Raw genomic sequence first — 22054 nt, 5'->3', positions numbered from 1 at the left:
CACCCTTTCTTATCCTGATTAATGATTAGTTACGTAGTGGTTTCCCTTTTTCTAACATATGAGTGATTCGGTCATATGTTTTTTTATTTTGTAGCAATTCTAAGAAGCGTTCTTTTTCAAGTTTTTGCAAATATCTTTGATTGATATAGGTGTTACGCGGAATGTCTCCACCCGATAATACTTCTGCCACTTTCAACGTAATTTCATAATCGTAGTCACTGATAAAATGGCCAATACGTTGCGCGTCCAACTGGCCTTCAGCTAATGCTTTAAAGTCTTTTCCTAACGCTATATATTGTGTTTTTGGCGTTGGCACGTAATTTGTTTCCGCTTCATAACGCGCTCTGTTTAAGGCTACCTCTACACGTCTTTCAGTATTTAAAATCACTGTATCTGTATTTCTTAAATAACCGAATCTGATAGCTTCATAGGCATTAGTTGAAACTTTTGCAAAACCGATTTGCATCAATATATCCGTAATTGATTTTTGTTTATCATCATTTTTATGATTCGTACGTAGTACTCTATCTGTTAATTCAGCAAGGCCACCACCAGCAGGTAACAAGCCAACTCCTGTTTCAACAAGTCCTATATAAGATTCACTTGCAGCAACTACAATTGGTGAATGTAAAACTAACTCACAACCACCACCTAAGGCTCTACCGTGAACTGCTGTCACTACTGGTTTCAATGAATATTTCAATCTAGAGAATACGTGGTGTAGTTGTTCAACTGCTGCGCCGACTTCTTCTACTACACGACCTTCTTCATGTGCTTTTTTCATTTGGAATAAGTTCGCGCCAACACTAAAGTTATTTCCACCTCCATAAATGACCATGCTCGTATAATCTTCGCTTTCTAACTTATTAATTGCATCTAATAAATCATCAAGGAAACCATTAGAGATAACATTATTTTTACTTTGTAGTTTTAATAAAAGTTGGTCTTTATTGGCTACTGATAAATTTGAGTCCTCTTTATCCCAAATTTCTTCATCAATATATTCTGCTACCGGTGTAATTCGCTCGATTGATTCACCTTCACTATAGAATGGAGCAGTACGTTGTTCTATCCAATTTGGTAGCTGACCTAACTCTTCTTTCATACGTGATTTCACACGTTCGAATCCCATTAAATCCCATAGTTGAAATGCTCCTAGTTTCCAATTGAATCCCCATACTAATGCACGATCAATATCTTTAAAGGATTCTGCAGCTTTCGGCACATTAACTGCTGAATAATAGAAATTATTTCTTAGCGTTTCCCATAAGAACACGCCTGCATCATCTTGCGCGTTAAAGATAACGTCTAAATTATTAGTCAAATCTTTACTGAATTCACCTAAAATTTCTAATTGTGGTTGTTCAGGCGCTACATAATCATTCTGTTCTGGGTCAAACACATAACGCTTTTTATCTACTTTTTTATAAAATCCTTGTTTAGTTTTATTACCTAACGCGCCATTTTCCATTAATTTTTCAGATAGTTTAACATTGTGGAAGAAAGGTTGCTCTTCAGGTATACTTTGTAATCCTTTGATAACCGCTAAAGCAATATCTAATCCTACTAAATCAGACAAACCATACGTCCCCATCTTAGGTCGCCCAATACTTCGACCCGTTAATGCATCTACTTCTGTAATAGAAAATCCTTGTTGTTCAGCTCTATACATAATATCATTCATCGTTTGAGTACCAACGCGGTTAGCAACAAACCCTGGCACATCATTGGCAACAATGACACCTTTACCAAGTACGTCTTCAGCAAATGCTTGCACACGTGCAACAACTTTTTCAGAAGTTTTGTTATTTGGAATGACCTCCACTAATTTCATAATACGTGGTGGATTAAAGAAATGCATACCGAAAAATCTTGCTTTATCACTATCGTCAAAAACATTTGCGATTGATTCAATTGGGATGCCTGATGTATTAGTCGCAAATATCGCTTCTTTTTTGGCAACGTCTTTCACTTTAGTCCAAACTTGATGTTTAATATCTACTTCTTCTTTAACGGCTTCTATATAAATATCTGAATCATCTTGTCCTACTAAATCTTCATTGAAATTACCATAAGATAAATTAGATGCAAAGGCTAAATCAAATAATTGCGGACGTTTAGGATTTGTAATAATCTCATATGCTTTTCTTGAAATTTTATTAGGATCATTATCGTCAATCACAATGTCTAGCAGTTTTACTTTTAGCCCTGCATTAACAAGCAATGCTGCGATTTGACTGCCCATTGTACCTGCGCCTAATACTGTTGCTTTTCTTATCGTCATACTAAACCCTCCAAATTTTTTCTTGAATTACATATATGTGTGCTAAATAAATGCCGAGTCACCCGTGATTGCTCTTCCAATTACTAAGGCATTAACTTCATGTGTGCCTTCATAAGTGTAAATAGCTTCAGCATCTGCAAAGAATCTCGCAATATCATATTCACCAGCTAAAATCCCATTACCACCGTGAATACCACGTCCCATTGAAACCGTTTCTCTGAGTCGCAGTGCGTTCATCATTTTAGCCGTTGATGTAGCAACTTCATCATATTCACCTTTTGCTTGCATACGTGCCAGTTGCGCACACGTTGCCATAGCTTGGGCTAAATTACCTTGCATCATGGCTAATTTTTCTTGTATTAATTGAAATTTGCTAATTTCTTTACCAAATTGTTTCCGCTTAGTCACATAATCTGTGGTAGCTTTTAATGCACCTGCCATAGCACCTGTAGCCATATACGCAACACCAGCACGTGTAGAGTACAAGACTTTCGCAATATCTTTAAAAGAATTGATATTTTGCAAACGTTTATCCTCTTTGACGACTACATTTTTCAATCGAATTTTTGCGTTAGGAACAATTCTTAATGCTATTTTATGTTCTAACAGTTCAATTTCCACACCTTCTTGACTTGGTTCAATGATGAAACCTTTTGGCTTACCTGTATCGACATCAACCGCATATACAGGCATAACATCCGCTACATTCGCTCCTCCTATCCATTTTTTCTCTCCATTTATAATCCACTGATCTCCATCTCGTTTTGCAGTGGTTTCAAGACCTCCCGCAACATCCGATCCGTGTTCAGGCTCAGTTAAAGCAAAACATGTGCGCAACTCGTGTGACTGTAATTTAGGTAAGTAGTACGCTTGTTGTTCTTTACTTCCTCCAAACCAGAATGAATTGTGCCCTAAACCTTGATGTACACCTAATAATGTTGCGAGTGAGACATCAAATTTAGCAATTGTGTATGACATGAAGAATTGGAATAATTGACTTGGTGTTTTTTCACCTTCACGCCCCTCAAACAGTAGTGGATTTTGAAAATAATTCAATTTACCTAAAGCTTCAAAATATCCTTCTGGCTCTGTAGCATTTAACCAATGTTTGTTCACCGAATCTCGATAGTTCTCTTCCAACATGTCGTTCAATTGCTTTAATAATGTTACTTCTCCCTCCGTTAAATCGTTGGCAATACTCAAAATATCCTCTGGGTACAAAGTTTTAATTATTTCTGCTTTTGTTGGCATAAGCAAAGACCTCCATTCAAAATGATAACGCTTACATTTATGTCTAAAATTTTTTCTCTCTTACATATTTTTATACATCTACTCATAATTACTTCTTGTGGTTCGTTATAATTCTATGTTTGATTGTCTTGCGCTTTTTCATTTATAAACTGCTGAATTTGTAACTTATCCGCCTTCGAAGTAGAATTCAATGGCATATGTGTCAATTTGAGATATAGCCTTGGAATTTTATAACCTGCGATATGTGTTCTCATATGCATATCTAATTTTTCCTCAAAATTTGGATCATCTTCCGTCAACACTACAGCAGCAGCAACGGATTCACCATATTTAGGACTCTCGTAACCAACGACTACACTTTGTGCGACAAGTGGGTGCTCAGACAGGACTGCCTCAACTTCTGAAGGTAAGACATTTTCACCACCCGTAATAATCATTTCTTTACGTCGATCAACGATATAAATATCTCCGTCTTCGTCTATTTTGGCTAAATCACCAGTTAAAAAGTACTCTCCATGAAACGATTGTGCTGTCTCTTCTGGTTTATTCCAGTAGCCAGGTGTTACATTATTTCCCCGCACGCCCAGTTCTCCGATTTCACCTACCTGTACCACTTCAAAGTTGTCATTAAAGATACAGACATCTAAAAACATTACAGGTTGCCCAATACTCGCTGGTTTAAGCGCATTATTCTCAGGCGTATTCACGCAGACTAAAGGAGACTCGGTCAGACCATAACCAGTAATTATAGGTTGTCCCATCTTCAGAAATTGCTTTTGTACCAGTGGTAATGGTGCAGATCCACCTTGAACTAGAAAATCGATATTTTCAAAGTTTTTCAAGTCAAAATTTTCCGCAACTAACATCGCATAGTACATCGTAGGTATTTGTATTAAAAAATTAGGTTTATACTGTGCCATTAAATCATTCAACTGTTCTCCATTAAAGTAACGTTGTATGATAAGCGTACCTCCTGCCATCAACAACGGTAACGTCAAATCATTAAAGCCTAAAACATGAAACATTGGTGTTGAAATGATTGTCGTATATGTGGCATTAATTTTATACGTGAGTGCTGTATTGATAGGATTATTTACAAAGCCATCATATGTGAACATGACGCCTTTAGGTAAACCTGTCGTACCACTCGTATACATCAGCGAGGCTAATTCATTCCCTTCAACGCTCACCGTTTGGAACGGACGATGTCGCGAAGGATCAACGATATCATCGTATGCTTGCGAATCGATATCCATATGAAGTAATGTATCTGCAATGCCTTCTAAACTAGATAGGTGTTTTTCAGCGTAAAAGATGAGTTTGACCTTCGAATCAGCAATTACACTTTCGATTTCTTGTGTCTTTAAGCGCCAATTAATCGGTAAATATACCGCACCTATTTTGAATGAAGCGAATAACAAATCCAAGATTGCTACATCATTCGGTGTAAAAATGCCGACAACATCACCACGACGAATGCCTTGTTCTTGTAAATAATTGGCTAAATTTTCTGCCCTGATATTTAAATCTTGATAGGTCCATTCCGTACCTTTGAATGGATCAATGACTGCAGCTTTGGGTGCATCAAACGTTGCTCTTGTTTTAATCCAGTCGTAGTTCATATTTTCTCCCCCTTATTTAAAATACGCTATTCCGAATTCAACAGATGATTCAAACCACCCCATTTATTTTGATAAATATCGTTTTCCGTCACTTTGAGATTCTTCGCAATAATAGGTCGAAAGGCCATCTGTGCTAAGACATCTTGTTCTAAATCTATGCCTGGTGCAATTTCAATCAACAACAACCCCTTGTTTGTTAATTTAAATACTGCACGCTCCGTTACAAAATAAACTTCTTGTTGCAACTTGGTGGCATAATCGGCATTGAAATCTATGCACTTCACTTCGGTCACAAATTTAGAGATTTCACCTTCTTGGGTAACTGTTACCTTATTATCTGCGTAAGATAGTTGACCCCCAACAACCATTGCACCTGAAAAGACGATACGTTTGACTGTTTGACTGATATCTATGAAACCCCCGCAACCATTCATCTTGTCTCCAAATTGAGAAACATTGACGTTGCCATATTGATCGACTTGCGCAAAACTGAGATATGCCACATCGAGTCCATTATTGTAAATAAAATCCCAAGTAAGCTCATGTCTCATTCTCGCACTCAAATTGTAATTCATTCCAAAGTGTTTACCACTGCTAATCCATCCACCAAATACACCCGTATCAATATTGGGTTGTACTAAGTGATTGACATTTTCTTCCAGTAAGACATTCGATAATTCATTATTGATACCAAAGCCAATGCTAATAACGTCACCCTTCTTTAAAAATTGAGCCGCACGTCTTAATATCACTTTACGCGTACCAAATGCTAAGTATGGTTCTTGCATTTTAGTGACTTGATAGTATCCTGATAATGCTGGTTCATATTGTGTCTGTATCAATTGTCTATGCAAGTTCGAATCCGTATTTATTACAACATAATCTACTAGCTTTCCTGGAATAAATACATCGCTTGGATTAAAGTTTCCTTGTTGTACAATAGCCTTAACTTGCACGATTACTGTACCTTGATTATGATGCGTTGCTAACGCCACACTGTAGCCTTCTCCAAGATGCGCTTCATGTGTCATATAGATATTACCTTCTGTATCTGCATAAGTACCCCTTAATATGGCAACATCTATTTTTGGAAAATGATACTGTAAATACGTTTGACTATTCACTTCAATGCGAGAAACTAAATCTTCCCTTGTAACCATGTTGACCTTGCCACCTGAATACATTGGATCTACATTGGTGTTCAAACCGATTTTAGTAATCATACCAGGTGATACAGCGGTCGTACTTCTATAATGTGTTGCAATGACACCTTGTGGAAGATAATAGGCTTCAATTTCATTGTTGTGCATTGCTTTAATCGTTTCAGGTGATGCCGTGATAATACTTGTAATTAATCGCTTAATCATACCTCTTGTTGTTAGGGAATCTAAATCATAACTATCGCCACGGTAATCACTAATATCATTCGCTAGCATCACTGTAAAATCTGTAAACGATTCATCTTCATCATTGAGTTCGACTAATGTTTTGAGTATCTCAGCTGGTAAATTAGCCGTTGATAAGGCGGCGAGAGCTATAACATCGCCTTTACTAATGATGTACTTCAGTTCTGAAAATGGAATAATCTTCATATAGGTGACTCCTATCTTCATTTTATCCAATCTAAGTTATGCTTTTTTTATTAAAAATGCGCTCCTTTAACATAAAAATGTAAGCCCTTACATGTAATATAACATCATTTTTGGAATTTATGCAAAAATTTATATTTTTACAAATTGAAGTGAATCAATTTTTGAAATAGCATTAAGTGACTATTAATTAGTGCTATGCCTTAAGTTATCAACATACATTTAGCTCTTATTTTTTGAAAATCAATCTACCCACTGTCTTAATAACAAAAAAAGAGAACGAAACAGAATTAAGTTCTGACTCGCTCTCGATAAAATTGACTAAATTATATAATAATAAGACTTAATATGTTTTTTAAAATGTCACTATCGAATTATGTAAATCATTATGAATAAGACGTCCTACCGTCTAATATTGAAATTATTTTCTCTTTTGTTTAACGAAATCCAAGTAACAAGTTAAGCGTCTGAATGACACCATCTTCATCATTATTTTTAGCTATGAGGTTCGCTTCTTTTTTTAGTTCTGGATAAGCATTATCCATAGCAACTTTATATTTGGCAGCCTTAAATAAATCTATATCATTAAATCCATCCCAAAATGCAATTGTTTCAGCTGGACTTATTTGAAGCAAACTTTGTATTAGACGAATGGCCGTTCCTTTATTCACACCTAAATCCGCTATATCAATCCATGCCTCATCTGAAGCTACAATATATACTTCAGACTCAAAGTGCGCTAATTGATGTGCAGTTACTTTACAATATTCCTGAGCATCATGTCCTGTAATTTTTAAAAAGTCTTCTTCTACTTCTGAAAAATCATTAACATATGTAACTTCTTGATATGAACCATGCACAATTTGTTTTTCTACTTCTGAAATTGTATTCAATACATATGCACTTGAAGCTGTACAACCAATAATTGTTTGGTTCGGATCAATTTCAGAAATCGCTTGAATCAGTTCTTGTCCCTTTTCATTTTTAATCGTCGCATTATAAATAAATTCACCATTATATTTAATTCTAGTGGCACTATCACCAACAATGAATGTGTCTGTTGATAGATCTCCGACAATACTTTCTACTTGTTCACACTGTTTTCCCGTACAAAATACAAATCTAATATGTGATGCCTCACAGTTTTGTTTTAACTGTTGAAATGCTTCATGATTAAATTGACTTTGACTATCTAAAAAGGTTCCATCCATATCTGTAACAATCAGTTTAATATCCATATTTACTATCCCCTTTTTCATATAGAATCATATTAATTGTATCGATTTATATACTAAAAGCATATTATATGGTTTATATATGTGAAAAAAGGCTATCAAATATTCTAATTAGAACATTTAATAGCCTATCTTAAATTTTATTATACATTTTAAAATTACTGTTTACGTGTCTTAAATATATAAAATAAATAATACACAATACCAATGATAAACCAAATCAATGTATAAACTTTCGCTTGGCCACTTAATCCCCAAAATACAGCAAATACACATACAAAAATAATAATCGGCATAACTGGATACAACGGCAATTTAAATGCTGGCAACGGTAAATCTTTGCCTTCGCGTTTACGTAACGCGTATATACCAATCGTCACAAACATAAATGCGACTAATGCACCCGCAGATATGAGTTGGGCTAAAAATCCAAATGGAAATACTGAGCCAATGATTACTGCCACGATAGACAATACAATGAGTGCACGATTCGGTAAATTTTTATTGTTTAATTTTCCTAACCAAGACGGTAAAATGCCATCTCGACCAAATGAATAGAGTAGTCTTGATCCAGCAAGCATCATACCAATAAGTGCGGTAAACATACCAATGACTGAAATAGCCTGCACAATGACAGCGACAGTGCCATGACCACTCATTCGTAATGCCCAACCCACAGGTTCAGCATTATCTTTATACGCACTGTAATCAAACATACCGACTAATACAAGCGCAACCACAATAAATAAAGTAACAGCTATAAGTAGAGAGCCTAAAATACCTCTTGGCATTGTTTTTTGTGGATTAATTGCTTCTCCAGAGTTTGCAGCAATTGAATCAAAACCAATATATGCTACAAAAATCACTGAACTTCCTGCATAAATACCTTGCCAGCCTCCAAAAGCACCAGCTGCCGTTTCATGATATTCAGGAATAAACGGTACATAATGACTGATGTCTACAACGGATAAACCTACAATGATAAATAATGCGATTGCGAGTACTTTAAGCACAACGAGAATATTTTGAACGCGGGCAGTCTCAGATGTTCCGCAAGATAATAACAATGCTGTAATCACAACAACAACCGCTGCGATGAGGTCCATGATACCTCCATTTGTACCTAATGAATTAGACAATGCGTTGGGTAAAGTAACATGGAAGGGGTCTAACAACCCTCTTAAATTTGCGGAAAATCCTGAAGCCACAAACGATACCGCAATCAAATACTCTGCAATTAATGCCCAACCTACAATCCACCCGAAGAACTCTCCAAATAAAATGCTAATCCAAGTATAGGCAGAACCTGCAAATGGCATCACTGTTGCCATCTCAGCATACACAAAGGCAACCATAGCGGCAACGATTGCAGCAACTAGGAAAGACAAACTTACAGAAGGTCCTGTATGATCAGCCGCTACCACACCTGGCAATGTAAAAATGGCAGTAGACACAATCGTACCTACACCTAGTGCTAAGAAATCTTTAACACGCAATGTACGTTCTAAATGGGCATCTTTATTTTGATATTGTGATACATCTTCTTTTCTCATGATTCTATGTAAAAAACTCATTTTTATATTTCTCCTTGCTTTTATTAAAACAAATACGTTGTTAAGTATAATGATTTTTGAATCTATTGTATATGCAATTTTAGAAAGAATTATTGAATCTAATTTTATAAAGGCTTTATTTTGGAGAATGATAGAGATTTTTTATGGTTACTTCAAAGTGCGTACTTATATTTTTCCTTATATCCATATACAATGACGTGCATAGCAATGACAAAGCAATTAATTTTCAAATAAAGGAGTCAATTACATGCAATATATAACATTTAATAATAATCATACTATGCCTCAAATGGGTCTGGGTGTCTTTAGAGTTGAAAATAACGATACCGCAAAAGAAGCCGTTAAACATGCCATTATCAAAGGCTACCGCAGTATCGATGCTGCTTTAATATATGAAAATGAAGAAATGGTTGGACGTGGTATTCAAGAAGGTATAGCGGCTGCAGGTATTCAAAGAAGCGATTTATTTATCACTTCAAAATTATGGCTAACACATTATGGCAAAGATCAAGTTATCACTGGATATGAAACTTCGCTCAACAATTTAGGCTTAGACTACTTAGATTTATATCTCATGCACTGGCCAGGTACAGATAACACATTAATGATAGATACGTGGCACGGTATGGAAACTTTATACAATGAAGGAAAAGTAAAAAACATCGGCGTCAGCAACTTTGAAATCAAACATTTAGAGTCTCTCAAAGCACACGCTTCAATTAAACCAGTGATTAACCAGGTTGAATTTCATCCATATTTAACACAACAAAGTTTACGTGATTATTTAACGACTGAAGGTATTCAAATGGAATCATGGTCACCACTCATGAATGCCGAAATTCTTACAGATGACACGATTCAGACCATCGCTGATGAAATTGGAAAAACACCAGCTCAAGTCGTCATTCGTTGGAATATCGAGCACGGCGTTGTTACAATACCAAAGTCAGTGACGCCACATAGAATAGAAGAAAATATTAATGTCTTCAACTTCTCTCTAACATCAGACCAAATTGCGCGCATCGACGCTTTAAATGAAGATAAACGTATCGGCCCAGATCCGTTAACATTTAACGGTTAACATTGTACGCGCGTATAAATGAACCAGCTATTTTAATTAACAACGTCAATAAATAGCTGGTACTTTTATATTTCAAGATAATATAAAATTTCATTCCATACGCTTCAACACTTCTAACTGAATGACTTTTAATGCTTCGTTACACTCTCGATTTGTACTTTCCTGTGCATTTACAATTAATAAGTCAATCAGAGCAGCATTATCTTTCTCACTAACTTCATGCTCAAATTGATGTAAATGTGATTCTGATGTCTTCGTGTTCTGTTTTTCAATTTGATAATATTGATCCGCTCCTAGACCACCTTCCTCAATCATCATGGAAATGCCACTTGAACGTATCTCATTTACTCTCTTCACTTTGATACGCTTATTTTCACGAATTGTCATATGACTCCCTCCTCTTTTATAATGCTACTGATTATCACAATAGAAATTGCTCCACTCACAGGCTTTATCTCTTAAGATGTACCATATTTATGTATTTGTTAAATTATTTTGTTTATTTTAAGCGTAATATTACACCAAAGTAAATTCAATATCTTTGCTCATGCGATTAAACTACTTTTTATAAATATTTTTTTATTTTCTTTTAAAATGCATGATTCTCTCAAAAACATTTAACAAAACATTCACAATTTCAATATGTACACTACTTTTATTGTGCTAAACCTAACTATATAATTGATAATGATTATTATTATGAAAGAGTGATAGATATGTTGAATTTAAAGACTGGCAAGTTAAACAAAAATTACAAAATTACAGAGATGCACATTCAAAACAAACACATGATTCAAAGACTCAATGCATTAGGTCTTAATAATGGAACTAACGTAAAAATTAAACAAAAATGTTTATTCAAAGGACCTTGCATTTTAGAAATCAATGGCCAAAACTTAAGTATTCGCGGCTGTGATGCATGTCAGATTTTTCTAGAGGAAGCTCATGGTTAATAATTACTGTATCTTAGGCAACCCAAATGTCGGTAAAACTTCATTATTTAACGCATTAACAGGCACATATGAATATGTAGGTAACTGGAGTGGTGTAACTGTTGAGAAGAAGGTCGGACGTCTTAAAGAACAAGCTGGTGACCTCGTAGATCTACCAGGAATTTATGAACTCTCGCCAATCTCCAAAGATGAAACCGTAGTAACTGATTATCTATTAAAATCTGAATATTCAGGCATGATTAATATTATCGATGCAAGTCAATTGAAACGTAATTTGCAACTCACTGTGCAATTGATGGAACTAGGCGCCCCAATTATTATTGGATTAAATATGATAGATGTTGCTGCTAAACGTGGTATTCATATCGATCAAGATGCCTTACTGAAAAAACTGAAGTTACCAATCCTTCCGATTATTGCAAGAAATGGTAAAGGTACGCACAAACTATTAGAAGCGTTGAAAGACCAACATTTGTCCAACAATCGACCTTTGCACATTGATTATGGTGAAAATGTTGAATCAACTATCACACAAATTGTAAATCAATTAAAACAATATGGTGACTTTAAACCACGACAATTTAGATTTATAGCTATACAATATTTACTTGATAATCCTAAAGTCATAGAATTACTCAACGATGACTTACTTAGTCGTTTAACACCTTTGCACAAGCAATTAACCGCTTCACTATCATCAACGATAAGGGCGCATATCCAAACAAAACGGAATGGTTATATAGAAGATTTACTACAAGATACTGTAGTTTATCCAAATGAAGAACGTCAATACTTCTCTTCTCGTTTAGATAAACTACTCACACATAAAATACTCGGTATCCCTATTTTCTTAGGTATTATGTGGCTCATTTTTCAAATAACATTCACCTGGGTCGGCACTCCCATCTCGGATCAAATTGATGAATTTATCGGGGGCACACTAACGGATAGTGTTAAATCTGCTATGGAAGCAATCGGTTTGTTCCCATTCTTACAAGATTTAATTACAGACGGTATTATTGCGGGTGTTGGAGCAGTAATTGTATTTGTACCGCAAATATTAGTTCTATTCTTCTTTATTTCATTACTCGAAGATTCTGGATATATGGCACGTATTGCCGTATTAATGGATAGAATTATGGAAGTCTTTGGTTTGAGTGGAAAGTCCTTTATTCCAATGATCATCGGATTTGGGTGTAACGTGCCAAGTATTATGGCCGCACGTAGTATTGAAAGCGAGAAAGAACGTTTAACGACGATTATTATCGCACCTTTTATGTCATGTTCTGCCCGTTTACCTGTATACGCGTTATTTGTAGGAGTCTTTTTTGCACATAATCAAGCTCTAGTCGTGCTAAGTCTATACGTTCTAGGTATTATTGTCGCGCTTGCAACAAGTGTTATTTTGACGAAAACTGTTTTGAAAAATGATGATTCTGTATTTATCGTCGAATTACCAACCTATCGTCTGCCTTCTGTTAAGACACTTTGGAGAAGTACATGGGAGAAAGCGAAGGGCTTTGTTAAAAAAGCAGGTACCTTTATATTTGGTGGTTCTGTTGTCATTTGGTTATTAAATTACACTGGACCAAGTGGGTTCAATGTGGATGTAAATGATAGTTTCTTGCATGCCATCGGAAGCTTCTTTGCTATTTTAGTAGCTCCGTTAGGCTTCGGGACATGGCAAGCTGGTGCAACATTGATTCCTGGCTTCTTGGCTAAAGAAGTCATCGTCAGTTCAATGGCTATCATTTACGCATCTGATGAATCTGGTTTAGTGAATATTATTCAAAATCAATTTACACCACTATCTGCGTATGCCTTTATGATTTTCATATTATTGTATATTCCATGTTTATCAACAGTCGCAACGATTCGCAAAGAGACGTATTCTATGAAATGGACACTGCTTGCTGTTGCTTATCCCTTAGTCGCAGCCTATGTCTTGTCCTTTATTTTCTATCAAGTTGGACACCTATTTATTTAAGGAAGTGATATTATGACCATACTTATAAATGTATTAATCATTTTGGCAATTTTCAGCTATACCGTATTTACGCTTACACGTTTTTTGAAAAAATCTAAAGCAGGCAAATGCCCTTCTTGTGGCATTAAAGATGACTGTAGTACTGGTAAAAAATAGACTAACCATAAGACGAGTCCGGGACATAAATAAACGTCCCGGACTCTTTTGCAATTAGGCAGTAGATGACTGAATTGAAAATGCGCTTATATCAAGCTTTTTTCAACTATAGTCATCCTTGCCGAAGTGGGACTACGAAATCTTTATTAGAAAATTAGCTTTCTGTTCCACTCCCCTTTTGGTATATTAGTAACGTTACCCCACCTACTTAAATAATTGATACTAGCTCTATATAGAACCTTCTGTTTAGTTTATTAAAATATGGCTTTTTTCAATCTATCTATTATTAATCTTGACCGACATAAATAAGAATTGCATCTCTCAAAAACTGAGCGCCACCTTTAGCATGTTTATCATAATATGCAGAAAACCTTTCATCGGCGACATACATTTCTGCCAAACCAGCGTGTGCCGCTTTAGAATAATTCGTCCACGTATACATTAACCAATGCTTATGTTTCTCAGCTAGCTCTTGTGCTAATTCTGATGCTGGGTCACCTGTTTCACATGCTTCTGGAAGCAAATTTTTAATTTCTTCTTCTAACTCAAGCCAATTTTTATACTCCGCTTCAGTCATATTGCTGAATTTTTGGTTACTTTGATCAATCGTTTCATCTCCATATGATGATCTCATTTCATCACCATATTCACTTTCATTTTCTTGAATTTTTTGTGCTTTAAATCCTTCAAACTTTTCTTTATCTTGCATGATAACTTCTCCTTTCTTACTTGCAATCGTCTTTTCAACAGTTTGGATTATTTGGTCTAGTCGTGCGCGTTTTTGTTTCAAATTATAAAAATGATTTTCCAAAGCTTGCGTCTGGTCAAAAGAAGGTTGCTCAATAATTTCTTTGATTTCGTCAATACTTACATCTAATTCCCGATAGAATACGATTTGTTGAAGCAAATCCACTTCCTGTTGTCCATATATTCGATAACCTGATTCATTGATACGCGCCGGTTTAAGCAATCCAATTTGGTCGTAATAACGTAGCGTTCGATTACTCACACCAGAAATTTTAGCTAATTTACTAACTGTGTATTCCATATGTCACCTCCTGACAAACCTCACTTTACACCCTTACGCAACGTTAACCTCAAGTGCATATTTTCGCTTTTTAACATTATCGTTTTGTTTTTCAAACAAAATACTCATACAATATTCTTATTTTATTTATTTAATGTTATCCTATCTAAAAGGTTTCATTTCCTAATTACCAACGGAGGCACATATCTATGCTTAAAAATGCAAGTGAGCGCCATTTAGAAATTAAGCGCGCCAGTTTTTTAGAATTATTTTTTGATTTAATATTCGTCTATGCCATTCAAAAAATAGCACATGTTTTACTACATACACATAATGGTACTATTTCAAGCGAGTTATTTTTCAAATATGTAGTTATGAGTCTATTTTTATGGATTATTTGGTCTCATCAAACATTTTATACAAATCGTTTTGGTGAAATTACTGCTAAAGACATAGGTTTTATTATTTTTAACATATTTGTTCTCGTATTTCTTTCCAACAGCCTTTTTCCTGACTTTGAAAAGACATTTTTCCCATTCTTTATATGTGTGGGTATACTCTATTTAAGTATTTCCTTGCAATATTTTATGCATTTAAAACATTGTTTGAGCCATGCAGATAAAAGAACATGTCAATCATTTGCAATTGTCGCATTTATAGTTTCAATGCTATCTTTTATTGCTTTAATTATACCTGCAAATACGATGCATTCGCATGTTGTGCATTATATCCCTGCATTCTTAGGTATCTTTATCGCAGGTACTGGTTTAATCCCTTTCCGTAAATATTTCGCGCAATCACCAGTTAATATGATGCATTTAGTGGAAAGATTTTCATTATTAACAATTATAATATTTGGTGAAGTGCTCGTTGGTTTAGCCAGTACTTTTAGTATCACTCACTTCAATTTCATTTATATTTTCCAGTTCATCATTTTGATTACTCTGTTTGGAATTTATTGGTTATTCACCGAAACATTTATAAATGATAAACGAAAAACTATCGGCTTTCGTTTAGTCTACTCGCACTTGATTATCAATATTGCTTTAGGTTTATTAAATTCAGCAATTATATTCAGTAACAATAATGAATTAAAACCAATGTTTGAAATCAGCATCATGTATACGAGTATCCTACTATTCTTAATTGGATTATGGTTAAATATGCCTCACTATCACGATAAATATAAGTCTAGAAAGTTTGTCTTATTACCAATAGTAATATTAGTAATTACATTTATAATAAGTATGATATTCAAAGAAACTATACAAGTTATGGTGGTATTAGTCGCATTATCTAACACACTCATTTTATACTTATATTACAAGTACAAATAATATAAAATGCACTTCTCAACCATTACTGAGAGGTGCATTTTTTAATTTATATTATTTAAATAAATATATACTTACTAATGTAACAATAATAAAACTACCAACAATTAGTAAAAAACTATAAATTGAAGTCATAGTATCTCTTAATTTAGTAGAGCGTACTTCGTTTGGGTCCTTACCATTCATAAATGCAACAATTCGATCATACGTTTGAATGTTATATGATTTTTTCAAACGGTCTAGCATAATCGATGCTACAATGCCCGTTCCAAGTAATATCACTTCCACAAAAAGTCCGACTTTCCCCCATTTATACATTGCTGGTCCAATTAAAATTGCGCCTAGTAACATTGGCCAAATCATCAAATGTGTCCATACATTAAGTCGACTTTCTTTCAACTTGCGTTCCATAATCTCTACATCTCCTTTGACTAAGTCATCTAAAGAAACATTGAACAGTGAACTTAACATCAATAAATTATGTACATCTGGATAACTTTTATCATTTTCCCAATTAGAAATTGTTTGTCGTGAAACGTATAGTTTTTCAGCTAATGTTTCTTGAGATAAATGATCACGTTGTCGAAAATACTTAATTTGATGTCCTAAATTCATTCGTCCTGCTCCTTTAATTAGAGATTAAGTTTTATTACAGTATTAGACTATCAAAGTTCATTAACATCTGCACTTTTTCTTTTGTCTAAATGTTTTTACACCCTTTCATAACAGTTCTTTAAGACGCCCGTTAGACATACCAAAAAGGATAAGACAATTGTAATCTATAAAAAGTCTTATCCTTAAATATTTTGAAAATTAATTATGTTGTTTGTTGGTTAGGTATCTGATAGTCTAATTCAAATTTAGCACCAGCTGTAATTTTCTTATATTGATAAGTAAAATAAGCAATCCATAATATCGTTAAGATAAATGCCAGCACATAACTTAAATTTAGATCCATTCCTAAACCAATTTTCTGACTTAAAATATAAGTGAAAATATTCCATGTCATAAATACGGCAGGAATCGCTGCGACCCAGAAATTCTTTTTCGCAATTAATAAATACATGGCCCCTACCCATAATGCAACAACCGCAGTCGTTTGGTTGGCCCATGAGAAGTATCTCCATAAAATTGTGAAATCAACTTGTGTTAGTCCAAAACTAATCACAAATAATGGCGCTGCAACAATTATACGTTTGACAATACTGCGTTGACCATAATTTAAATAATCGGCAATAATCATACGTGCACTACGGAAAGAAGTATCTCCACTTGTTATAGGTAATACGATAACACCTAGAACTGCAATCGTACCGAAGACTGACCCGAGTAACAGATGTGACGCCTGACTTACGACCAGTGCTGCTTCACCACGAGCTAATACGTCATTCAACCCATCGTAACCATTGAATAAGCTCATACCTGCTGCTGCCCAAATCATGGCGATGATACCTTCAGCAATCATCATGCCGTAAAAGATAAACCTACCATTCTTTTCCTTATTTGTAGTTCTAGAAATAATCGGTGTCTGCGTTGCATGAAAGCCTGATAATGCACCACATGTAATTGTAAAGAATAGTAATGGGAATATTGGTGCGCCATCTGGATGCATATTGCTGAAATTCAACTCTGGAATCGGTGCACCTGTTTGAATTAAGCGAAAACCAATACCTACTGCACTTATTAATAATAATGCGCCAAATATCGGATATATACGCCCAATGATTTTATCAATAGGTAAAATCGTTGAAAGTATGTAATATACGAATATCGCAAAGATAATAATGCCCAATGCAATACGTCCATCCATTAAATTGTGTAGTAATAATGCAGGACTTGTCACAAATACTGTACCTGTAAGCAGTAATAACAATATGGAGAATATATTTACAAAGTGTTTCATAACTTGCCCTAAGAATTTACCTGCGAGTTCAGGTAAGTGTGCCCCTTTATTTCTAATTGAAATCATACCTGTTAAATAATCGTGAACAGCACCTGCAAATATACAACCTACGACAATCCAAATAAATGCTACTGGTCCATATAGTGCTCCCATAATTGGTCCAAATATCGGCCCTACCCCTGCAATATTAAGTAATTGAATCAGTGAATTTGATGAAGCTTTCATCGGTAAGTAGTCCACATCATCCCTTTGATTATAAGCTGGTGTCGGTCTCGATGACTTAGGACCAAACATCTTATCTATATATTTACCATATGTAAAATAACCGACAATCAATAATAAAATCGCTACAATAAAAGTAATCACGTTAGCATCCCCCTTTTAGTTAATATGAAAGCGTTTTCTCAATTTAATCATAAATCCTTTGTTTTCACAATATTGCAGAATTTTATTATAAAATTTTTATACATACACAATTACGATACTTTCCATTACGCAGACATTATTATTTAGATATAGCTCAACAAAAAGGCCTACCGCGTATTTACAACGGTAGACCTCTCACTCTATATTAGTGTTTGAATAATTTAATTTTTATTTCATAGTAATCATCAAAATCTTTGCCTTGATGTTCATACTTAATGCCACTTTGTTCAATTGATTCAAGACTCTTACCAACCGCTTCACGCGCATCGGTTAAATCTTTTTCAAATTGAAATCTTTGGGCTTTTACCTTTTCAGGGCCAATTTTTTGTTTAACACGTGCTTCTGTTTGTTTAACATTTAACTTTTGGCTAATTACCGTTTCAATTAATGTCTCTTGATCTGCTTCTGATAAGCTAAGTACTGCACGTGCATGACGTTCTGTTATCTTATTCTCACGTAAACGTTCTATGACTTTCGGCGCTAACTTCAATAAGCGTAACTTATTAGCTATAAAACTTTGGCTCTTGCCAACACTTTTGGCTAGCTCACTCTGTGTTGTTCCACCGATGTCTAATAATTTTTTATAAGCTTCTGCTTCTTCCACCACTGATAAATTTTCACGCTGAATATTTTCAATGAGTGCGACGACCGCCGTTTCTTCATCATCTAGTTGTCTGATGATAACGTCTGCGTGTGTCTTACTTAAGCTCTGTAGGGCTCTAAATCTTCGCTCACCTGCAATAATTTCAAACATATCTTCTTCAATTGGACGTACGACAATCGGTTGTAACAAACCATGCTCTGCTATAGATTCTGCAAGTTCTTTTATTTTATTTGGCTCAAATACTTGTCTTGGTTGATAACGGTTTGGCACAATACGCTCAATGTGAATAGATTCAACGCTATTATTATGATCCTCTTCAATATAACCAACAATGTCATCTTTGTTCTTTAAACCAAATAATTTAGAAAAAGGTTTCTTCATCATTCTGCGCTCCCTCTAAATTAATTGTATTGAATTGTATTCCTTCTACTTTTCCAGTAATGGTGACTTATTCGGTGTCCCAGGTTTCCTAGGGTATTTTTTAGGTGTTTGACTTCTTTTATCAATGATAATAACTTGTCTTTCACCCGCATCCTCAGGTAATTCATATGAAATTGTATCTAAGACCTTACCACCAAAGACACCAATACCAAAGCGTGCATCTTCCAATTCTTCTTCACCTTTGGATGATTTTAAAGCGATGAATTTGCCGCCTTTTTTAACTAATGGCATACACAGTTCACTTAACACGGAGAGTCTGGCTACTGCACGTGCTGTCACAATATCATAAGACTCCCTGAAGTCTCCCTTACCGAAAGTTTCAGCACGATCATGCACAAAGTTCACTTGTTCTAAGTCTAGTGCTTCTGCTAATTGATTTAGAAAATGTATGCGTTTATTCAATGAATCTACAATTGTAACTTTTAAATTTGGGAAGATGATTTTCAAAGGAATACTTGGAAAACCAGCACCAGCACCTACGTCACATACTGTTAATTCTTTAGTTAAATCCGTATAAAAACTCGTCGCAATAGAATCATAAAAATGTTTTAAATAGACTTCATGCTCTTCAGTAATACTTGTTAAATTCATCTTTTCATTCCATTCAACAAGCATTTGGTAATACGTTTGAAACTGTTGTTGTTGTTGTTCTGATAGTTCAATTCCATGTGTACTGAGTTGCTTAGTTAACCATTCTACACTCATTTTAATGCTTCACCCTTTGGATTTTACCTTGTTCAAGAAAAACAAGTAGTATTGAAATATCGGCTGGATTTACACCAGATATACGTGAAGCTTGCGCGATATTTAGCGGTTTAACTTCAGCTAATTTTTCACGAGCTTCTGTCGCTAGACTATCTACTTTACTATAATCTAAATCTTCCGGAATTTTCTTCTCTTCCATGCGTTTTACTTTTTCTACTTGTTGTAAAGATTTATTGATATAACCTTCATATTTAGTTTGAATTTCAACTTGTTCTTCAACATCTGAAGGTAATTGATGTGGTTCATCTAAGATTTCTAATATTAAATCATATGTCATTTCAGGACGACGTAATAGTTCTAGTGCTAAAATACCATCTTTTAATCGAGAACCACCATGTGCTTCAATTATTTCTTGAACACGTTCATGTGGTTTAATACGAATGCCGTTTAAACGTGCTTGTTCAGCTTGAATCATATCTCGTTTTTCATTAAAACGTGCATAGCGTGCTTCAGAAATCATTCCTAATTGATAACCTAAGTCGGTAAGTCTTAAATCCGCATTATCATGTCTTAATAGCAAACGATATTCTGCACGTGATGTTAATAAACGATACGGTTCATTTGTACCTTTAGTAACTAAGTCATCGATGAGCACGCCGATATATGCATCGGAACGGCTCAAGATAACTTCTTCTTTACCTTGTACACGTGCTGCCGCATTAATACCAGCCATTATACCTTGACCAGCCGCTTCTTCATAACCAGAAGTACCATTTATTTGGCCTGCTGTATAAAGATTTTTGATTTTTTTAGTTTCTAATGTTGGCCATAATTGCGTCGGCACAAGTGCATCGTATTCAATTGCATAACCTGCACGCATCATATCTGCTTTTTCTAAACCAGGAATAGTTTCTAACATTTGACGTTGTACATGCTCTGGAAGGCTTGTTGAAAGCCCTTGAACATAAACTTCATTTGTATTTCTACCTTCTGGTTCTAGGAACAATTGATGACGTGGTTTATCATTAAATCGTACAAATTTATCTTCAATTGATGGACAGTATCTTGGACCAGTACCTTTTATCATGCCTGAATACATTGCTGATAGATGTAAATTATCATCAATGACTTGATGTGTATCACCATTTGTATATGTTAACCAACATGGTAATTGATCCAAGATATATTCTGTCGTTTCAAAACTAAATGCTCTACCAACATCATCACCAGGTTGAATCTCAGTCTTAGAGTAGTCAATCGTTTTCGCATTGACACGTGGCGGTGTACCCGTCTTAAATCTAACAACATCAAAGCCAAGACCTCTAAGATTATCAGCCAATGAAATTGACGGTAACTGATGGTTAGGTCCACTTGAGTATTTCATGTTACCAAGGATGATTTCACCACGTAAGAATGTACCTGTTGTAATGATTACTGCCTCTGCCCAGTATTCAGTTCCAATATTTGTACGTACACCTTTAATCACGTCATCTTCTATGATTAAATCATCTACCATACCTTGCATAATATCTAGATTTTCTTCATCTTCTATGACTTTTTTCATTTCTTGTTGGTATAACACTTTATCTGCTTGTGCACGTAATGCGCGTACAGCTGGGCCTTTACCTGTATTTAACATACGCATTTGAATATGTGTTTTATCTATCGTCTTAGCCATTTGACCGCCTAAAGCATCTATCTCACGTACGACAATGCCTTTAGCTGGACCACCTACTGATGGGTTACATGGCATAAATGCTATGTTATCTAAATTAATCGTTAGCATTAATGTTTTGGCACCACGACGCGCTGAAGCTAAACCTGCTTCAATACCTGCATGTCCAGCTCCAATTACTATGACATCATAATTTTGAGCCATTAT

Annotated in this window: 18 protein-coding genes; 5 read left to right on the top strand and 13 right to left on the bottom strand. The window is 35.0% G+C overall.

What is annotated here, in order from left to right; all coding sequences use genetic code 11:
• Positions 1 to 25 precede the first annotated feature (25 nt).
• The 6 genes from fadB to BJS11_RS07560 all read right to left on the bottom strand — a co-directional run bounded on the left by fadB (position 26) and on the right by BJS11_RS07560 (position 9555).
• On the bottom strand, positions 26 to 2284 hold the full coding sequence (fadB, locus tag BJS11_RS07585; RefSeq protein ID WP_069995371.1) for a 3-hydroxyacyl-CoA dehydrogenase/crotonase FadB: 2259 nt from the start codon (positions 2282 to 2284) through the stop codon (positions 26 to 28).
• Positions 2285 to 2326: 42 nt separating this feature from the next.
• Positions 2327 to 3535 (bottom strand): acyl-CoA dehydrogenase FadE, encoded by a 1209-nt coding sequence (fadE, locus tag BJS11_RS07580; protein WP_069995370.1) that lies wholly within the window; start codon positions 3533 to 3535, stop codon positions 2327 to 2329.
• A 113-nt stretch (positions 3536 to 3648) separates the two neighbouring features.
• Complete coding sequence (fadD, locus tag BJS11_RS07575) at positions 3649 to 5157, bottom strand: long-chain-fatty-acid--CoA ligase FadD (RefSeq protein WP_069995369.1); 1509 nt, start codon at positions 5155 to 5157, stop codon at positions 3649 to 3651.
• Positions 5158 to 5183: 26 nt separating this feature from the next.
• Positions 5184 to 6749, bottom strand: coding sequence for a fatty acid degradation protein FadX (fadX, locus tag BJS11_RS07570; protein ID WP_069995368.1), 1566 nt, complete (start codon positions 6747 to 6749; stop codon positions 5184 to 5186).
• Between the two features lie 434 nt (positions 6750 to 7183).
• On the bottom strand, positions 7184 to 7984 hold the full coding sequence (locus tag BJS11_RS07565) for a Cof-type HAD-IIB family hydrolase (protein ID WP_069995367.1): 801 nt from the start codon (positions 7982 to 7984) through the stop codon (positions 7184 to 7186).
• A gap of 155 nt (positions 7985 to 8139) precedes the next feature.
• Positions 8140 to 9555 (bottom strand): APC family permease, encoded by a 1416-nt coding sequence (locus BJS11_RS07560; RefSeq protein WP_069995366.1) that lies wholly within the window; start codon positions 9553 to 9555, stop codon positions 8140 to 8142.
• A gap of 247 nt (positions 9556 to 9802) precedes the next feature.
• On the opposite strand from BJS11_RS07560, the gene BJS11_RS07555 reads away from it, so the two are divergent.
• The gene (locus BJS11_RS07555) at positions 9803 to 10636 is read left to right on the top strand and encodes an aldo/keto reductase (RefSeq protein ID WP_069995365.1); all 834 of its coding nucleotides are present in this window, start codon (positions 9803 to 9805) and stop codon (positions 10634 to 10636) included.
• A gap of 90 nt (positions 10637 to 10726) precedes the next feature.
• Here BJS11_RS07555 and BJS11_RS07550 read toward each other — a convergent pair whose 3' ends face one another.
• Positions 10727 to 11023 (bottom strand): hypothetical protein, encoded by a 297-nt coding sequence (locus tag BJS11_RS07550; RefSeq protein ID WP_069995364.1) that lies wholly within the window; start codon positions 11021 to 11023, stop codon positions 10727 to 10729.
• Between the two features lie 329 nt (positions 11024 to 11352).
• Here BJS11_RS07550 and BJS11_RS07545 point away from each other — a divergent pair, with 329 nt between their 5' ends.
• From BJS11_RS07545 to BJS11_RS13315, 3 genes are read left to right on the top strand one after another with little or no spacing between them, the layout of a single operon-like run.
• A complete protein-coding gene (locus tag BJS11_RS07545; protein ID WP_069995363.1) occupies positions 11353 to 11589 on the top strand; it encodes a FeoA family protein in 237 nt (78 codons plus the stop codon).
• Positions 11582 to 13576: a ferrous iron transport protein B gene (gene feoB / locus BJS11_RS07540; protein ID WP_069995362.1), complete on the top strand. Its 1995-nt coding sequence runs from the start codon at positions 11582 to 11584 to the stop codon at positions 13574 to 13576. Before BJS11_RS07545 ends, feoB begins: the two co-directional genes overlap by 8 nt.
• A 12-nt stretch (positions 13577 to 13588) precedes the next feature.
• On the top strand, positions 13589 to 13732 hold the full coding sequence (locus BJS11_RS13315; protein ID WP_081333082.1) for a FeoB-associated Cys-rich membrane protein: 144 nt from the start codon (positions 13589 to 13591) through the stop codon (positions 13730 to 13732).
• 286 nt (positions 13733 to 14018) lie between these two features.
• Here the strand turns inward: BJS11_RS13315 and BJS11_RS07535 are convergent, their stop codons facing one another.
• Positions 14019 to 14780 carry a MerR family transcriptional regulator gene (locus tag BJS11_RS07535; RefSeq protein WP_069995361.1) on the bottom strand — a complete coding sequence of 254 codons (762 nt, stop codon included), beginning with the start codon at positions 14778 to 14780 and terminating at the stop codon, positions 14019 to 14021.
• A 188-nt stretch (positions 14781 to 14968) separates the two neighbouring features.
• Between BJS11_RS07535 and BJS11_RS07530 the strand changes: the two genes are divergently transcribed.
• On the top strand, positions 14969 to 16096 hold the full coding sequence (locus BJS11_RS07530; RefSeq protein ID WP_069995360.1) for a low temperature requirement protein A: 1128 nt from the start codon (positions 14969 to 14971) through the stop codon (positions 16094 to 16096).
• Positions 16097 to 16147: 51 nt separating this feature from the next.
• Here BJS11_RS07530 and BJS11_RS07525 read toward each other — a convergent pair whose 3' ends face one another.
• The 5 genes from BJS11_RS07525 to mnmG all read right to left on the bottom strand — a co-directional run bounded on the left by BJS11_RS07525 (position 16148) and on the right by mnmG (position 22051).
• On the bottom strand, positions 16148 to 16708 hold the full coding sequence (locus tag BJS11_RS07525; protein WP_069995359.1) for a helix-turn-helix transcriptional regulator: 561 nt from the start codon (positions 16706 to 16708) through the stop codon (positions 16148 to 16150).
• A gap of 202 nt (positions 16709 to 16910) precedes the next feature.
• A complete protein-coding gene (locus BJS11_RS07520; RefSeq protein WP_069995358.1) occupies positions 16911 to 18362 on the bottom strand; it encodes a carbon starvation CstA family protein in 1452 nt (483 codons plus the stop codon).
• A 205-nt stretch (positions 18363 to 18567) separates the two neighbouring features.
• Positions 18568 to 19407: a ParB/RepB/Spo0J family partition protein gene (locus BJS11_RS07515; RefSeq protein ID WP_069995357.1), complete on the bottom strand. Its 840-nt coding sequence runs from the start codon at positions 19405 to 19407 to the stop codon at positions 18568 to 18570.
• Between the two features lie 45 nt (positions 19408 to 19452).
• Positions 19453 to 20172 carry a 16S rRNA (guanine(527)-N(7))-methyltransferase RsmG gene (gene rsmG, locus BJS11_RS07510; protein WP_069995356.1) on the bottom strand — a complete coding sequence of 240 codons (720 nt, stop codon included), beginning with the start codon at positions 20170 to 20172 and terminating at the stop codon, positions 19453 to 19455.
• Position 20173: 1 nt separating this feature from the next.
• A complete protein-coding gene (mnmG, locus tag BJS11_RS07505) occupies positions 20174 to 22051 on the bottom strand; it encodes a tRNA uridine-5-carboxymethylaminomethyl(34) synthesis enzyme MnmG (RefSeq protein ID WP_069995355.1) in 1878 nt (625 codons plus the stop codon).
• Positions 22052 to 22054 lie beyond the last annotated feature (3 nt).

The organism is Staphylococcus caeli, from assembly GCF_900097965.1.
Lineage (GTDB): Bacteria > Bacillota > Bacilli > Staphylococcales > Staphylococcaceae > Staphylococcus > Staphylococcus caeli.
Note: the sequence above shows the minus strand (reverse complement) of the source record. Positions and strands in the feature narration are given on the sequence as shown.

Coding starts and splice junctions, on each gene's coding strand:
- fadB (WP_069995371.1), bottom strand. CDS start 2,284: ATGACGATAAGAAAAGCAACAGTATTAGGCGCAGGTACAATGGGCAGT.
- fadE (WP_069995370.1), bottom strand. CDS start 3,535: ATGCCAACAAAAGCAGAAATAATTAAAACTTTGTACCCAGAGGATATT.
- fadD (WP_069995369.1), bottom strand. CDS start 5,157: ATGAACTACGACTGGATTAAAACAAGAGCAACGTTTGATGCACCCAAA.
- fadX (WP_069995368.1), bottom strand. CDS start 6,749: ATGAAGATTATTCCATTTTCAGAACTGAAGTACATCATTAGTAAAGGC.
- BJS11_RS07565 (WP_069995367.1), bottom strand. CDS start 7,984: ATGGATATTAAACTGATTGTTACAGATATGGATGGAACCTTTTTAGAT.
- BJS11_RS07560 (WP_069995366.1), bottom strand. CDS start 9,555: ATGAGTTTTTTACATAGAATCATGAGAAAAGAAGATGTATCACAATAT.
- BJS11_RS07555 (WP_069995365.1), top strand. CDS start 9,803: ATGCAATATATAACATTTAATAATAATCATACTATGCCTCAAATGGGT.
- BJS11_RS07550 (WP_069995364.1), bottom strand. CDS start 11,023: ATGACAATTCGTGAAAATAAGCGTATCAAAGTGAAGAGAGTAAATGAG.
- BJS11_RS07545 (WP_069995363.1), top strand. CDS start 11,353: ATGTTGAATTTAAAGACTGGCAAGTTAAACAAAAATTACAAAATTACA.
- feoB (WP_069995362.1), top strand. CDS start 11,582: ATGGTTAATAATTACTGTATCTTAGGCAACCCAAATGTCGGTAAAACT.
- BJS11_RS13315 (WP_081333082.1), top strand. CDS start 13,589: ATGACCATACTTATAAATGTATTAATCATTTTGGCAATTTTCAGCTAT.
- BJS11_RS07535 (WP_069995361.1), bottom strand. CDS start 14,780: ATGGAATACACAGTTAGTAAATTAGCTAAAATTTCTGGTGTGAGTAAT.
- BJS11_RS07530 (WP_069995360.1), top strand. CDS start 14,969: ATGCTTAAAAATGCAAGTGAGCGCCATTTAGAAATTAAGCGCGCCAGT.
- BJS11_RS07525 (WP_069995359.1), bottom strand. CDS start 16,708: ATGAATTTAGGACATCAAATTAAGTATTTTCGACAACGTGATCATTTA.
- BJS11_RS07515 (WP_069995357.1), bottom strand. CDS start 19,407: ATGAAGAAACCTTTTTCTAAATTATTTGGTTTAAAGAACAAAGATGAC.
- rsmG (WP_069995356.1), bottom strand. CDS start 20,172: ATGAGTGTAGAATGGTTAACTAAGCAACTCAGTACACATGGAATTGAA.
- mnmG (WP_069995355.1), bottom strand. CDS start 22,051: ATGGCTCAAAATTATGATGTCATAGTAATTGGAGCTGGACATGCAGGT.